The organism is Marinobacter shunpengi (genome assembly GCF_045449695.1).
Taxonomy (GTDB): Bacteria; Pseudomonadota; Gammaproteobacteria; order Pseudomonadales; family Oleiphilaceae; genus Marinobacter.
Map to the genome: position 1 here is coordinate 18,925 of NZ_JBJJKZ010000015.1, position 13,174 is coordinate 32,098.

The 13,174-nt window shown below is 59.1% G+C and carries 12 protein-coding genes; 5 read left to right on the forward strand and 7 right to left on the reverse strand.

Annotated features, from left to right (window positions below):
* Window positions 1–88: 88 nt before the first annotated feature.
* Together acs and ACJO2E_RS12350 are read left to right on the forward strand one after the other, a co-directional pair.
* Window positions 89–2,035: an acetate--CoA ligase gene (gene acs, locus ACJO2E_RS12345; protein WP_406964199.1), complete on the forward strand. Its 1,947-nt coding sequence runs from the start codon at window positions 89–91 to the stop codon at window positions 2,033–2,035.
* 180 nt (window positions 2,036–2,215) lie between these two features.
* A complete protein-coding gene (locus ACJO2E_RS12350) occupies window positions 2,216–2,881 on the forward strand; it encodes a response regulator (protein WP_406964200.1) in 666 nt (221 codons plus the stop codon).
* Window positions 2,882–3,089: 208 nt separating this feature from the next.
* Here the strand turns inward: ACJO2E_RS12350 and ACJO2E_RS12355 are convergent, their stop codons facing one another.
* The 4 genes from ACJO2E_RS12355 to ACJO2E_RS12370 all read right to left on the reverse strand — a co-directional run bounded on the left by ACJO2E_RS12355 (window position 3,090) and on the right by ACJO2E_RS12370 (window position 5,818).
* Window positions 3,090–3,494, reverse strand: coding sequence for an endonuclease domain-containing protein (locus ACJO2E_RS12355; protein ID WP_406964202.1), 405 nt, complete (start codon window positions 3,492–3,494; stop codon window positions 3,090–3,092).
* Window positions 3,495–3,700: 206 nt separating this feature from the next.
* Window positions 3,701–4,258 (reverse strand): YceB family lipoprotein, encoded by a 558-nt coding sequence (locus tag ACJO2E_RS12360; protein WP_406964204.1) that lies wholly within the window; start codon window positions 4,256–4,258, stop codon window positions 3,701–3,703.
* 89 nt (window positions 4,259–4,347) lie between these two features.
* Window positions 4,348–4,533 (reverse strand): CPXCG motif-containing cysteine-rich protein, encoded by a 186-nt coding sequence (locus tag ACJO2E_RS12365; RefSeq protein ID WP_406964206.1) that lies wholly within the window; start codon window positions 4,531–4,533, stop codon window positions 4,348–4,350.
* Between the two features lie 61 nt (window positions 4,534–4,594).
* Window positions 4,595–5,818 carry a pyridoxal phosphate-dependent aminotransferase gene (locus tag ACJO2E_RS12370; protein ID WP_406964208.1) on the reverse strand — a complete coding sequence of 408 codons (1,224 nt, stop codon included), beginning with the start codon at window positions 5,816–5,818 and terminating at the stop codon, window positions 4,595–4,597.
* A 238-nt stretch (window positions 5,819–6,056) separates the two neighbouring features.
* On the opposite strand from ACJO2E_RS12370, the gene ACJO2E_RS12375 reads away from it, so the two are divergent.
* Complete coding sequence (locus ACJO2E_RS12375; protein ID WP_406964209.1) at window positions 6,057–7,037, forward strand: D-2-hydroxyacid dehydrogenase; 981 nt, start codon at window positions 6,057–6,059, stop codon at window positions 7,035–7,037.
* A gap of 60 nt (window positions 7,038–7,097) precedes the next feature.
* Here ACJO2E_RS12375 and ACJO2E_RS12380 read toward each other — a convergent pair whose 3' ends face one another.
* From ACJO2E_RS12380 to pilB, 3 genes are read right to left on the reverse strand one after another with little or no spacing between them, the layout of a single operon-like run.
* Entirely contained in the window at window positions 7,098–7,985 is an 888-nt protein-coding gene (locus ACJO2E_RS12380) for a prepilin peptidase (RefSeq protein WP_406964210.1), read from the reverse strand.
* Entirely contained in the window at window positions 7,986–9,212 is a 1,227-nt protein-coding gene (locus tag ACJO2E_RS12385) for a type II secretion system F family protein (protein WP_406964211.1), read from the reverse strand.
* A 2-nt stretch (window positions 9,213–9,214) separates the two neighbouring features.
* Entirely contained in the window at window positions 9,215–10,933 is a 1,719-nt protein-coding gene (gene pilB, locus ACJO2E_RS12390; RefSeq protein ID WP_406964212.1) for a type IV-A pilus assembly ATPase PilB, read from the reverse strand.
* A gap of 384 nt (window positions 10,934–11,317) precedes the next feature.
* Here pilB and ACJO2E_RS12395 point away from each other — a divergent pair, with 384 nt between their 5' ends.
* Together ACJO2E_RS12395 and ACJO2E_RS12400 are read left to right on the forward strand one after the other, a co-directional pair.
* Window positions 11,318–11,815: a pilin gene (locus ACJO2E_RS12395; protein ID WP_406964214.1), complete on the forward strand. Its 498-nt coding sequence runs from the start codon at window positions 11,318–11,320 to the stop codon at window positions 11,813–11,815.
* Window positions 11,816–11,934: 119 nt separating this feature from the next.
* Window positions 11,935–13,134 (forward strand): serine hydrolase domain-containing protein, encoded by a 1,200-nt coding sequence (locus ACJO2E_RS12400; RefSeq protein WP_406964215.1) that lies wholly within the window; start codon window positions 11,935–11,937, stop codon window positions 13,132–13,134.
* The last annotated feature ends 40 nt before the right edge of the window (window positions 13,135–13,174 follow it).

The window sequence follows — 13,174 nt, forward strand, 5'->3', positions numbered from 1 at the left end:
CTGAAAACCGACTGCCTGGCAGGGGCTGACAAGTTCTGTTCCAACAATTCCGACAACTCAGCAACAGACTCTGAAAAAGGGGGAGATAATGACCGACAAGAAGCTATACCCGGTACCCGACAGCTTCGCGAAACGAGCCATCGTCAATCGCGAGCAGTACGAACAGATGTACAAACAGTCCATCGAGGACCCGGAGACCTTCTGGGGTGAGCACGGCAAGCGCCTGGACTGGATCAAGCCCTACAGCAAGGTCAAGAATTCCACCTACGACTACGACAACCTCTCCATCAAGTGGTTTGAGGACGGCGTTCTCAATGCCTCCGCCAACTGCCTCGACCGGCACCTGGAGTCGCGGGGTGACAAGACCGCAATCATCTTCGAGGGGGACGACCCGGCCGATTCCCGCCATGTGACCTACCGCGAGCTGCACGCCGAGACCGCCAAGTTCGCCAATGTGCTCAAGACCCTGGGCGTGAAGAAGGGCGACGTGGTCACCATCTACATGCCCATGATCGTGGAAACCGCCGTCGCCATGCTGGCCTGTGCCCGCATCGGCGCCATCCACTCCGTGGTATTCGGCGGCTTCTCGCCGGAAGCCCTGGGTGCCCGCATCGAGAACGGCAAGTCCCGGTTCGTGGTGACGGCGGACGAGGGTGTGCGCGGCGGCCGCAAGATTCCGTTGAAGAAGAACGTGGACGCCGCCCTCAAGGGCAAGAACGTGCCGGACGTCGAGAAGGTGGTGGTGGTCAGGCGCACCGGCGGGGATGTGCCCTGGGACGCCAGCCGCGATGTACACTACGAGGACCTGATGAAGGACGCCTCAGCCGAGTGCCCGCCGGAGCCCATGGGCGCGGAGGACCCACTGTTCATGCTGTATACCTCCGGCTCCACCGGCGCCCCCAAGGGTGTACTGCACACCACCGGTGGCTACCTGACATACGTGTCCATGACCCACGAGTATGTCTTTGACTACCAGGAGGGTGATGTCTACTGGTGCACCGCCGACTTCGGTTGGGTGACCGGCCACAGCTATATTCTTTATGGCCCGCTGGCCAATGGCGCGATCACCGTGCTGTTCGAAGGAGTGCCCAACTACCCGGATACTTCCCGCATGGGGCAGGTGGTGGACAAGCACAAGGTCAACGTGCTGTACACCGCGCCCACCGCTATTCGCGCCCTGATGGCCGAAGGCGAGGACTGCATGAAGGGCACCACCCGGGAGAGTCTGCACCTGCTGGGTTCCGTGGGTGAGCCCATCAACCCGGAAGCCTGGGAGTGGTATCACCGGGTGATCGGCAACAGCCAGTGCCCGATTGTGGACACCTGGTGGCAGACCGAGACCGGCGGCATCCTGATTTCCCCGCTGCCCGGGGCCGTGGACCTGAAGCCAGGTTCCGCCACTCTGCCGTTCTTCGGCGTCAAGCCGGCTCTGGTGGACAACGATGGCAATATCCTGGACGGCAAGGCCGAGGGTAACCTGGTGATCCTCGACAGCTGGCCCGGGCAGATGCGCACCATCTACGGGGATCATGAGCGGTTCAAGCAGACCTACTTCAGCACCTATGCCGGCATGTACTTCACCGGTGACGGCGCCCGCCGTGACGAGGACGGCTACTACTGGATCACCGGTCGCGTGGACGACGTGCTGAACGTGTCCGGCCATCGCCTGGGCACCGCCGAGGTGGAAAGCGCCCTGGTGGCCCACGACAAGGTGGCCGAAGCCGCCGTGGTGGGTTATCCCCACGACATCAAGGGGCAGGGCATCTACGTGTACGTGACCGTGGTGCACGGCGTGGAGCCCACCGAGGAGCTGCGCAAGGAGCTGGTCCAGTGGGTGCGCAAGGAGATCGGCCCGATCGCCTCGCCGGATGTTATCCAGTGGGCGCCGGGGCTGCCGAAGACCCGCTCCGGCAAGATCATGCGCCGCATCCTGCGTAAGATCGCCGCCAACGAGCACGACCAGTTGGGGGATACCTCCACCCTGGCGGATCCGAGCGTGGTGGACGAACTTATCAGCGAGCGCGCTTTCAAGTAGACTCCCGACCATAACGACGGAAGACGATGCCCGCAGGGATCATGCCCTGCGGGCATCGTTGTGTTTGGGGTAGAATAACCCTGTTTCCCTCTCGGGTTTTTCGCTGATCGAACGGGTCAGCGTTGAGAGATAGCCCGCTGCCAGGGCACAAACACTGGTTTAACAAGAGGATGTCCGTGGATGGCCCAACACATAATCATCGCCGATGACCACCCGCTGTTCCGCGCCGCACTGCGCCAGGCGGTCAGCCAGGCCGTGCCCGATGCGGAGGTGGCCGAGGTTGAGAGCATCAAGGCCCTGCAGGCCGAGGTGGAGCGGAAGCCGGATGCGGACCTGGTACTACTGGACCTGAACATGCCGGGGGCCCACGGCTTCTCGGGTCTGGTGTTCATGCGGGGCCAGTACCCGGGCCTGCCGGTAGTGGTGGTGTCCGGTTCCGAGGACCTGCAGGTGATGCGCCGTTCCATCGACTATGGCGCCTCGGGCTTCATTCCCAAGTCTGCTCCCCTGCCGGAAATCACCGAGGCCATCCAGGCAGTGCTGGAAGGGGACATGTGGCTGCCGGAAGGCGTCGCTGAAAAGCTGGAACAGATGCAGGCGGAGAGCACCGACTTCTCGGACCGCCTGGCCTCCCTTACACCGCAACAGTTCCGGGTACTCGGGATGCTGGCGGAGGGCATGCTCAACAAGCAGATCGCCTACGACCTGGACGTCTCAGAAGCCACCATCAAGGCCCACATCACCGCGGTCTTCCGCAAACTGGGCGTGCGCAACCGCACCCAGGCAGTAATCGCCATCCAGCAGATGGAGCTGGATCCGTCCGATACCTCCTTGTCAGGCGACTAGTAAAGCAGGACTAAAGCCGACGCCGGCCACCAACGCTTGCGCCTTGATCTCCCTCTCCCCTTGCGGGAGAGGGTCTAATGCCGACCTCTGCCACCATCGCTCGCGCCTTGGTCCCCCTCTCCCCTGGAGGAAGAGGGGGAGAGCGGCCCGGCTGCGGTGTTGATATCTCCACCCTCTCCCCAACCCCTCTCCCGTCAAGGGAGAGGGGCTAAGGCTGGCGCCCGCCACCATTGCTCGCGCCCTGGACCCCCTCTCCCCTGGAGGGAGAGGGTCGGGGAGAGGGGGAGGCGCGCAGCGCCCGATAAATCTCTTCCAGAACCACGTCAGTTTGCCCAAGGATATCGTGGTTCCAGAATCTCAGAACGCGAAATCCTTTCCGGGTCAGCCAGTCGTCCCGTTCAGAGTCATTGTCGCACCCGTTATGCTGACCACCATCCGCTTCCACAATTATTTGGTGCTTCAGCTCAACGAAGTCAACCACATAGGGGCCAATAGGATGTTGCCTTCTGAACTTGGCACCTTCGATCCTTTTGGCACGTAAGTGACGCCAGAGCAGGTGCTCCGCATCAGTCATGTTGCTACGCAGGTTTTTGGCGAACTTCCTTTGTTCCATCTATTGCCTTCCTTGATCGGAGGTGGAGTCTCCACCCTCTCCCCAACCCCTCTCCCGTCGAGGGAGAGGGGCTAAAGCCGGCGCCCGCACCAACGCTCGCTCCTTGGTCTCCCTCTCCCCTTGGGGGAGAGGGCCGGGGAGAGGGGGAGGGCGGTCCGGCTGCGGAGTCGGCATTTCCAGCCTCTCCCCATGCGGGAGTGGGGCTATCAGCGCTTCACGAATTCCAGCCTGCCCGGCGCCACGCGAAGGTCCATATCCGTCATCCCCATCACCCGGGCGCCAAGGCTGGTGTCATCCAGCCGGTACACGGGCACCGTCTCAAGCAACTGCGCCACCACCCGCATAACGTTCTCGGTGACCGGGGCCAGTTCGCCGCTGCTGAAGTAGGGCGTATCCACGCTGCTTTCCAGTAGCTTCAGACGGCGGATGTAGATGGCCTGTTCCTCGCTGTCGTACACCGGTGAACCTTCCACCTTGAGGGCAATGTCCGCGGGTATCTTCGCCATCAGCGCATTCAGGGCCACCTGGCCGGACAGGTCGATCACCGCCACATCGCGACCATCGGGCCCCAGGGTGATGTCCGCCTTGTCCAGTGACAGGCTGAGGGGCGAGCCGGCCTGGAGTTGCTGCCGGTCATAATTGCTTACGGCATCCTGCAGGTGTCGCTCCAGGGTGGATTCGCTGATGGTCAGGGGGGAGAAGCCGGCGCAGCCAGTGATCAGTACACTGGTGAGAATCAGGGCCAGTACAGCACGAACAGTCATGACATTTCCTGTGGACAGTGATAGGTGTTCATAGGGTCTCCGAGGCGGGTTCCGGAGGCAAGCGGAGATGCCGCCAAAAGCGTTACACCTTAGTCATTCTCCGGGGTCGCGGTGAGGTGCAGCTCTTCGCCTTCATCGAACCAGGCGTGGATCAGGATCGGCTGGCAGCAGACCTGGCAGTCCTCCACGTATTCCTGGTCCCGGACACTCGGGTCCACGAAGACTTCCAACTGTTCCCAGCAATAGGGACATTGCAGGGCGGCAGGTTCCAGCATAATGCTCGGTCACCCTGCCGTGGGCTGCTGTGTGTCAGCCCACGGCGCTGTCAGTGATGTATCAGAACTGCTGTTTGGCCATCCATGGGATAATGCGGTCGAAGGCCTCCTCCAGCTTCTCACAGGTGGTGGAGAAGCTCAGACGCAGGGCATTCTGGGTGTGTTCGCCGAAGGCATCGCCGGGCACCGTACACACGCCGGTTTCCTTGAGCATCCGCAGGGCCAGGTCCGACCCGTCCACGTGGGGGGGCAGGTTGGGGAAGGCGAAGAAGGCCCCGCCGGGCTTGTAGCCGGTCAGGTGTGGTGTCTGGTCGATCAGCTCGACGATCTTGTCACGGCGCTCCCGGTAGATGCCCACCATATCCCGGATGCATTGCTGGTCACCGGTCAGGGCCGCAACCCCGGCAAACTGGGCCGGCGTGTTGGCCACCGATGTGGTGAACATGTGATACCGGCGCAGGCTCTTGATAGTGGCCTGGCTGGATATCACCCAGCCTACCCGCAGCCCCGCCATGCTGTAGGTCTTGGAGAAGCTGCTGATGCACATGATGTTGTCCAGGTCTACTGCGCAGTTGAGGACGCTGGCGTAATCATCGTCGTCGAAGATCAGGTGGTCGTAGACCTCATCGGAAAAGATCTGGATCCCCCGATAGGCGCATTCCTCCACGATAGTCTCGATGGTGGAGCGCGGGTAGACCGCCCCGGTGGGGTTGTTGGGGGAGTTCAGGACCAGGGCGAAGGTGCGGGACCCCATGGCCCGGATCACCTCGTCCGGGTCGAGCTGGTGGTCATTCTCCGCCCGGGTAGGAATGTACTTCACCTCGCCGCCGTTCATGCGGATCAGCGGCGCGTACAGCAGGAAGGTGGGGTCGGTAATGATGAACTGCCGTCCCGGCTGCGCCGTGGAGGTGATGGCCAGGTACATGGCCTCGGTGGCGCCGCTGGTGATCAGGATATTGTCCCGGGTCAGCTTGCGGCCGTAGCGCTTGCCGTAGTAGTCCCGCAGGGCCACCAGCAGTTCCGGCAGGCCGGCGTCCATGGTGTAGCCGGTCTGGCCCGCGTTGAGGGCATCCACGTAGGCATCGATCACGTGCTTGGGGGTTGGCAGGTCCGGCTGCCCGATGGACAGGTGGATGACGTCCTTCATGGTGGCCGCCATATTCACCATCCGACGGATACCAGGCACCGGAATCGCCTGCATGGCGGGGTTCCAGGACGCTTTCGCCTTGCGATACTTCACCTTGCGCGGCTGGGTTTGCCCGGTATCTCTTGCAGCCTCTGCCATAAGCACCTCTCACTGCCATGGGTTGTATTGCGGCAAGGCCCTGGGCCGGGCCCGCCAGCGAATCTGTAGCGCCTTTCTTCCTTCTGGCAGAGTAGTCCACGACACAATCCGGGTACAAGAGGCATCAGACCTTTTTCTGATCATTGTCTGACGATCCCTCAGACAGGTTTGACCCCGCATGGTCCAGCGGCCAAACTCATTTCAGGTTATACCCCGTCGTCAGGAGGATCCGACACCCATGAGCCAACAGCAGAAGCCGATCATCACCGTACTCACCGCCCCGGGTGAAGACGCCCCCCCGGGCATCGACGCCGTGAAGGCCCGGGGCGAAGTCCGCTTCGCGTGGGATGAGGCGACATTGCGGGAGGCCCTGCCGGGCAGCCAGGTGATGATGGTGACGGACTTCCGCACGGAAGCCCTGGAGGCGGCCTGGCCCTGTGCCGATAAGCTGGAGTGGATCCACGCCACCAGCGCGGGGGTGGATGCACTGATGTTCCCGGCGCTGATCGACAGCGACGTGACCGTCACCAATGCCCGTGGCATCTTCGACCGCAGTATCGCCGAGTATGTCCTGTGCACCATGCTGATGTTCGCCAAGGACTTTCCCCGATCCATGCGGCTACAGGCCGGCCACAAGTGGAAGCACCGGGATACCGAGCGGGCAGAAGGGAGTGAGGTGCTGGTGGTGGGGGCCGGTTCCATCGGCCGTCAGATCGCACGCCTGGCCCGGGGCATCGGCATGAAGCCCCACGGCATTGCCCGCCGGGCCCGGGGCGACGACGAGGATTTCATCGCGGTGCACGCCAACGAACAGCTCTTCGACCAGTTGGCAGTGGCGGATTTCGTGGTGATTGCCGCGCCCCTGACGCCGCAGACGGAGGGTTTGTTCGACCAGAAGGCCTTCAAGGCCATGAAGAACAGCGCCCGACTGATCAACATCGGTCGCGGGCCCATCGTCAACACCAAAGACCTGATCGACGCCCTCAACAAGGGGGATATCGCCGGCGCCGCCCTGGACGTGTTCGAGGAAGAGCCCCTGCCGGAAGGCCATCCCCTGTGGGAAATGGGTAATGTCATCCTCACACCCCACATGTCAGGCGACTTCATCGGCTGGCGTCGCGCCCTGACGGACCAGTTCCTGGAGAACTTTGATCGCTGGCATCAGGGAGGGCAGTTGTTCAATAACGTGGACAAGAAGTTGGGGTACGCGGGGAGTTAACCTTCCAAGCGTCCGTCGCACATCCCCTCTCCCTCCAGGGGAGAGGGGGTTACACTCCCCTCAGGCGACTCCCAGCCAGGCATACCACCCAGCCAGAATCTCATCCCCAAACCACAACGCCAGCAAACCAGCCGCCGCCAGGTAAGGCCCAAAGGGAATGGGCACGTCCCGACCATGACGATGGAACACCATCAGGCTGATACCGACCATGGCCCCCACCAGGGAGGACAGCAGGATCACCGCCGGCAGCAGTTGCCACCCGAGCCAGGCCCCAATGGCGGCCAGCAACTTGAAATCGCCATGGCCCATGCCTTCCTTGCCGGTCACCAGCTTGAACAGCCAGTACACGGACCACAGCGACAGGTAGCCAGCCACAGCGCCCCAGAAGGCACTGGTGAAGTCCGTCAGGTAACCAAAATAGTTCAGCACCAGCCCCAGCCACATCAGGGGCAGGGTGATGTTGTCCGGCAGCAGTTGGGTGTCAAAGTCGATCATGGTCAGGGCAATCAGCGCCCAGACCAGCACCAGCGCCCATAGCGTGCCCACGGAAGGTCCCAGCAGCCATACCGTCAGCAGAGAGAAAATGGCCGTAACGGCCTCGATCAGCGGGTAGCGAACCGAAATGCCGGCACTACAGTTGCTGCACTTGCCCCTCAGGAACAGGTAGCTGACCACCGGAATATTCTCCCAGGGCCGTATCCGGTGCCCGCAGGAAGGGCAGGTGGACGCCGGGCGGGAGAGGGTGATGGCCTCCTCGGGCTTACGGTCGCCTTCCGGGACCGACAGAAACTCCTCACACTGGCAGCGCCAATCCTGGTGCATCATCTTCGGCAGACGGAGGATGACGACGTTGAGGAAGCTGCCGATGCAGAGGGAGACAAAAAGAACAACCAGTGACAGAAGCCACTGGTTGCTGAGTAGGGTATCGAGAAACTGCTGTAGGATCATTTAGCCGACGACCTGGCCCATCTGGAAGATCGGCAGGTACATGGCTACGATCAGGCCGCCTACCAGAACGCCGAGGACCGACATGATCATCGGTTCCATCAGTGCGGTCAGGTTATCCACCATGTCATCGACCACGGATTCATAGTGGTCGGCCACCTTGGCCAGCATTTCGTCAAGGTTACCGGATTCTTCACCGATCGCAGTTAACTGGACTGCCATCACGGGGAATACGTCGGTCTGGCGCATGGCGGCCTGGAGCTGGACGCCCGATGATACCTCGTTTTTGATGCGCATGATGGCATCTCGATATACGGCGTTGCCCGTGGCTCCGGCAACAGAATCCAACGCATCAACCAGCGGGACACCAGAGGCAAACGTCGTTGAGAGTACGCGGCCAAACTTGGCGACGGCGGACTTATCAATGATCTCTCCCACCACGGGTAGTTTCAGAACGTACTTATCTACCAAGTCGGAAAACTTACGGGATCGTCGTTTGGCCTGACCAAAACCTACGATAAACGCCACAATCCCCAGCAGCACCACAAACCACCATGTCTGCATCCACTCCGACAGGTTGATAACCATTTGTGTAAAGACAGGCAGGTCGGCGCCGAATCCCTGGAACAGGGACTCGAACTGAGGAACAACCTTTACCAGCAAGATCGCCGTTACAATAATTGCGACCACAATAACCGCAATAGGGTATGTCATCGCTTTTTTTACTTTTTTCTTGAGAAGTTCCGTCTTCTCAAGGTATGTGGCAATCCGGTCCAGCATCTGCTCCAGCGCACCTGCTTTTTCACCGGAGTCCACCAGGTTGCAATAAAGGTCATCAAAATGCTTTGGGTGGCGGCGCAGGGCCCCGGCAAAACTGGTGCCTGAGGCAACATCATTGCGAATAGCCACCACCAGGTCCTGCAACCCCTTATGGTCCAGGCCATCCGCAACAATGTCGAAGCTTTGTACCAGTGGTACGCCTGCCTTCATCATTGTCGCGAGCTGTCGGGTAAACATTGCGACATCGAATGCCGTGACTTTCTTGCTGCCACCAAACAGTGGTTTGGGCTTGCGCTTGACTTTACTGGGCATGATGCCCTGCTTGCGTAGCTGCGCCTTCACCAATGCCAGGTTAGTACCGGAAACCTCGCCCTTGGTCTTGTTGCCCTTGCGGTCTTTACCTTCCCAGACGTACGCCTGAAGTTTTTCTGCCTTTTGTGCCTGTGCCATGCTTAATCCTTCGTTACGCGGTTGGCTTCCTCAAGACTGGTCACGCCTTCGATCACCTTGCGAAGGGCCGCTTGACGCAGGTTGCGGAAACCCTCTTTCTGTGCCTCGCGGGCAATAGCCAGTGAGCTGGCCTCCTCCATGATCATGTTTGCCAGAGGGTCAGTAATTTTCACGACCTCATAGATCCCTACGCGGCCCTTATAACCTCCATTGCATTTATCACAGCCCTTGGGTGTGTACAACGTAAAGCCAGTTTCGATTTGTTCTTCTGTGAACCCTTCCTTCAAAAGGGTTTCCTTCGGCACGTCCAGTGGTTGTTTGCAACTGCTACAGAGGCGTCGGCCCAGTCGCTGGGCAATGATCAGGCTGACTGAAGTGGCGATATTGAACGAGGGAACGCCCATGTTCATCATCCGGGTGAGGGTTTCCGCCGCGCTATTGGTATGCAGGGTGGAGAGTACCAGGTGACCGGTCTGTGCGGCCTTGATGGCGATGTTGGCGGTCTCAAGATCCCGGATCTCGCCCACCATGATCACGTCCGGATCCTGCCGCAGGAACGCACGTAATGCTTCCGCAAAGCCAAGCCCGACCTTGTTGTTGACATTGACCTGGTTGATGCCCTCCAGGTTGATTTCCGCCGGGTCTTCGGCCGTGGAGATGTTGATCTCCGGTGTGTTAAGGATATTAAGGCCCGTATAAAGCGAAACGGTCTTACCCGAGCCGGTCGGGCCAGTTACCAGTATCATGCCCTGAGGCTGCTTCAGGGCCTCCATGTAGAGCTCTTTCTGATCCTCTTCATACCCCAGAACATCGATCCCCATCTGTGCCTGACTGGGATCGAGTATCCGTAATACGATCTTTTCACCCCAAAGCGTAGGCAGGGTGTTAACCCGGAAATCGATGGCCTTGGTTTTGGAAAGCTTCATCTTGATCCGGCCATCTTGAGGAACACGTCGTTCGGAGATATCCAACTGGGCCATGATCTTTACGCGGGCAGAGATCTTCGGGGCGAGTTTGATGGAGGGCTTTGAGATCTCCTTGAGCATGCCGTCGGTCCGATACCTCACTCGGTAGGCCTTTTCATAGGGCTCGAAGTGGATGTCGGAAGCACCGCCCCGGATAGCATCAAGCAGAACCTTGTTGACATACTTTACGATTGGGGCGTCATCGACATCGGTGGTGGAAACTGCTCCGTCATCCTCGTCGTGATCTCCGCCCTCGGTTTCTACGCCCTCCAGGTCGGCATCTTCCAGGTCGCCCATAGAGTCGTCCTGGGACTCCAGGTACTTGTCTATAGCCGCTCTCAGCGCTGCGTCGTCTACCAGGATGGCATCGGTACTGAGCCCTGTGTTGAACTTGATCTCATCCAGGGCCTGTATATTGGTGGGGTCCGAAACCGCGATAAAGAGGCGGTTTCCCCTCTTGTAGAGGGGTAAGGCGCTATGCTTGCGGACCAGCTTTTCGTCCACCAGTTTTTCCGGCAGCATTTCCGGTAAAAAGCTGTTCAGGTCCAGAACGCTGACGCCAAATTCCATCGCGGCGGCAAAAGCCAGCTTACGGCTGTCGGCCAGTTGGTTCTGTACCAGGTAGGTTATAAGGGGGATGCGGTTATTGGCGGCCTGCAGGTAGGCATCCTTGGCGACAGCTTCTTCCAGGAGGCCGTCCTCCACGAATCGCCGGGCGAGGCCGGTGAGCGTTACGTTACTCTTGTCGGTTGCCATAGATCCAGAACTTTTGTCGATAAGGCACTGACAGATCAGTCAACTGCCTGTAGTCATCAGATGACAGAGAGTTTAGATGGCGCAAGTATGATTGGAAAGGCCACTGGATGACCATTTGTGTCACTCAGGCGTGTGAGGCTCTTCTCAGTATGACGCAACACGTCACTCATCGACGGAGTAGGGCATATCGTGTCATCGGCAATCATATAAGCTTGGACAAGAAGTTTTCTTTGCAGGCCTATGAAAAATATGAATTTTAGTGTTTTGTGTCTGTGTTGGCACGGCACATGCTCTCCTTCAGGCAGGCTCACACCGGTTCGGGGGCAAAGCTCCGCCGGCCCCGGGGCCATTGTAAGGAAAACGTAAAACTCAGAGGCTTTACATATGAAAAACGTTCAAATGAATCATGGTCAAAAGGGTTTCACCCTGATCGAACTGATGATCGTTGTGGCGATCATCGGCATCCTGGCCGCTGTGGCCATTCCCCAGTACCAGAACTACATCGGTAGCTCCCAGGTTAGCCGTGTAATGGGTGAGACCGGTGCCATCCGTACTGCCATTGAGAACTGCATGATGAATGGCGTTGACGAAGCGGATTGTGAACTGGGCTGGTCTGAAAGCAACCTGCTGGGTGACGGCGGCGTAGATGTGAACGATCAGGAAGGTCTGTCTGTTACTTATGACAATTCTGATGGCACCGCTGAAATTGAAGCCACTTTCGGTGCTAACGCTTCATCTGCTATCCAGGAAGACACGCTGACTTGGACTCGTGCTGGTAACGATGATGAAGAAAATGCACCTGGTTCCTGGTCTTGTGAGACCACCGTTGAGCAGAAGTATGCTCCTGCTGGCTGTGAAGTAGCTGAAGGTGGTGAAGCCTAATTAGGTTTACCCTGAAGCATCGTTGTTAGCTTGGTGGGTAATAGATCCATTATTGCTGATGACTGAAGAACCCCGGAACCTTTGGAACCGGGGTTCTTTCTATTTGGGAGAAGGTATTTGTGAGCTCCACCAGACTTCTTTCGAGAATCCGCGACGGTCTAGTTGTTTTGGTACTGGTTGGTATGGTCGCTGGGGCAGCGCATTTTGTCATCACCAATCCGTTAGGCCCTTCCCGGATCCTATACCAAATAGAGGCACCCATAATCGCCTGGAACACCCATTGCAGTGATGACGCTCCCCACTGGATGAACGATCTGCAGCGGTACGCAACCCGGCAACAGGGTGCCCCCGCCAGCCAGTTGGCTTACATCGAAACGGATGGCAGCCTGTATCATTGTGAAACCGGCTGGAAGGATGGTGTATGGGGCGATCAGCCGCTTCAGGCCGATACGCGTTTCCGGTTCGCCAGCGTGACCAAAACCGTAACGGCGGCGACGGTGGTGGATCTTGTTAACCAGGGGAAGCTGTCACTGAACGATCGCCTGGTGGACGTGATTGGTCTGGAGGTTGAGTTGAAGGACCCCAGGGTCGCCGACATCACGATCGAACACCTTCTGTCCCACCGGGGCGGCTGGGACCGAGAGGCAACCCAGGATGCCATGTTCCTTCGTGGCGTGAAGCCTTGGTGCCCGGAGCAATATCAGGAACTGGCCGGAACGACATTGCAATATCCTCCGGGGAAGCACTACTCCTATTCCAACCTGGGCTATTGTCTGTTAGGGGTGGTGATTGAGAAGGTGTCAGGGCAATCCTACCGTGAGCATGTTGGCGAACGGTTCGGCTTCAATCAAAGCACGTTGAGGTTTGTGGATGGCCCCTATCGACCGGATGAGGTGGTCTACGACACCCGCCATGAGAATTTTTACGACGAGACGTATTACAAGTACTTCGACTTCCAGGCGATAGCCTCTTCTGCCGGGCTCTCCGGTAGCGCCTCCGACCTGGCGCGGCTGGTTCGTCGTCAGATTCAGTCCGAAGACTTGTCCATTACGGATGCTAGCGATAGCAATGCGATCTGCAACCCTGCCGAGTACCGGTCGTGCTATGGGTACGGTCTTTACCGATACCAGCCAGGGCCTGAAGCAGGGCATGTACATTTGCATGGCGGCAAGTTTCCAGGCAATACCTCGGTAGTCATGGTGGACGACCAGGGGGCCGTTCTCGTGTGGGTGGGAGCCGGTTCGAAACCCGGGGCAGGCCGCACGGAAGTATTCTATGACCAGCTCTATCAGTCCATGGTCGGCCACGGTTCCAGATGACGGGAGAAGGAAGTGTCTATAACGGTAAGGTCAATCTCTG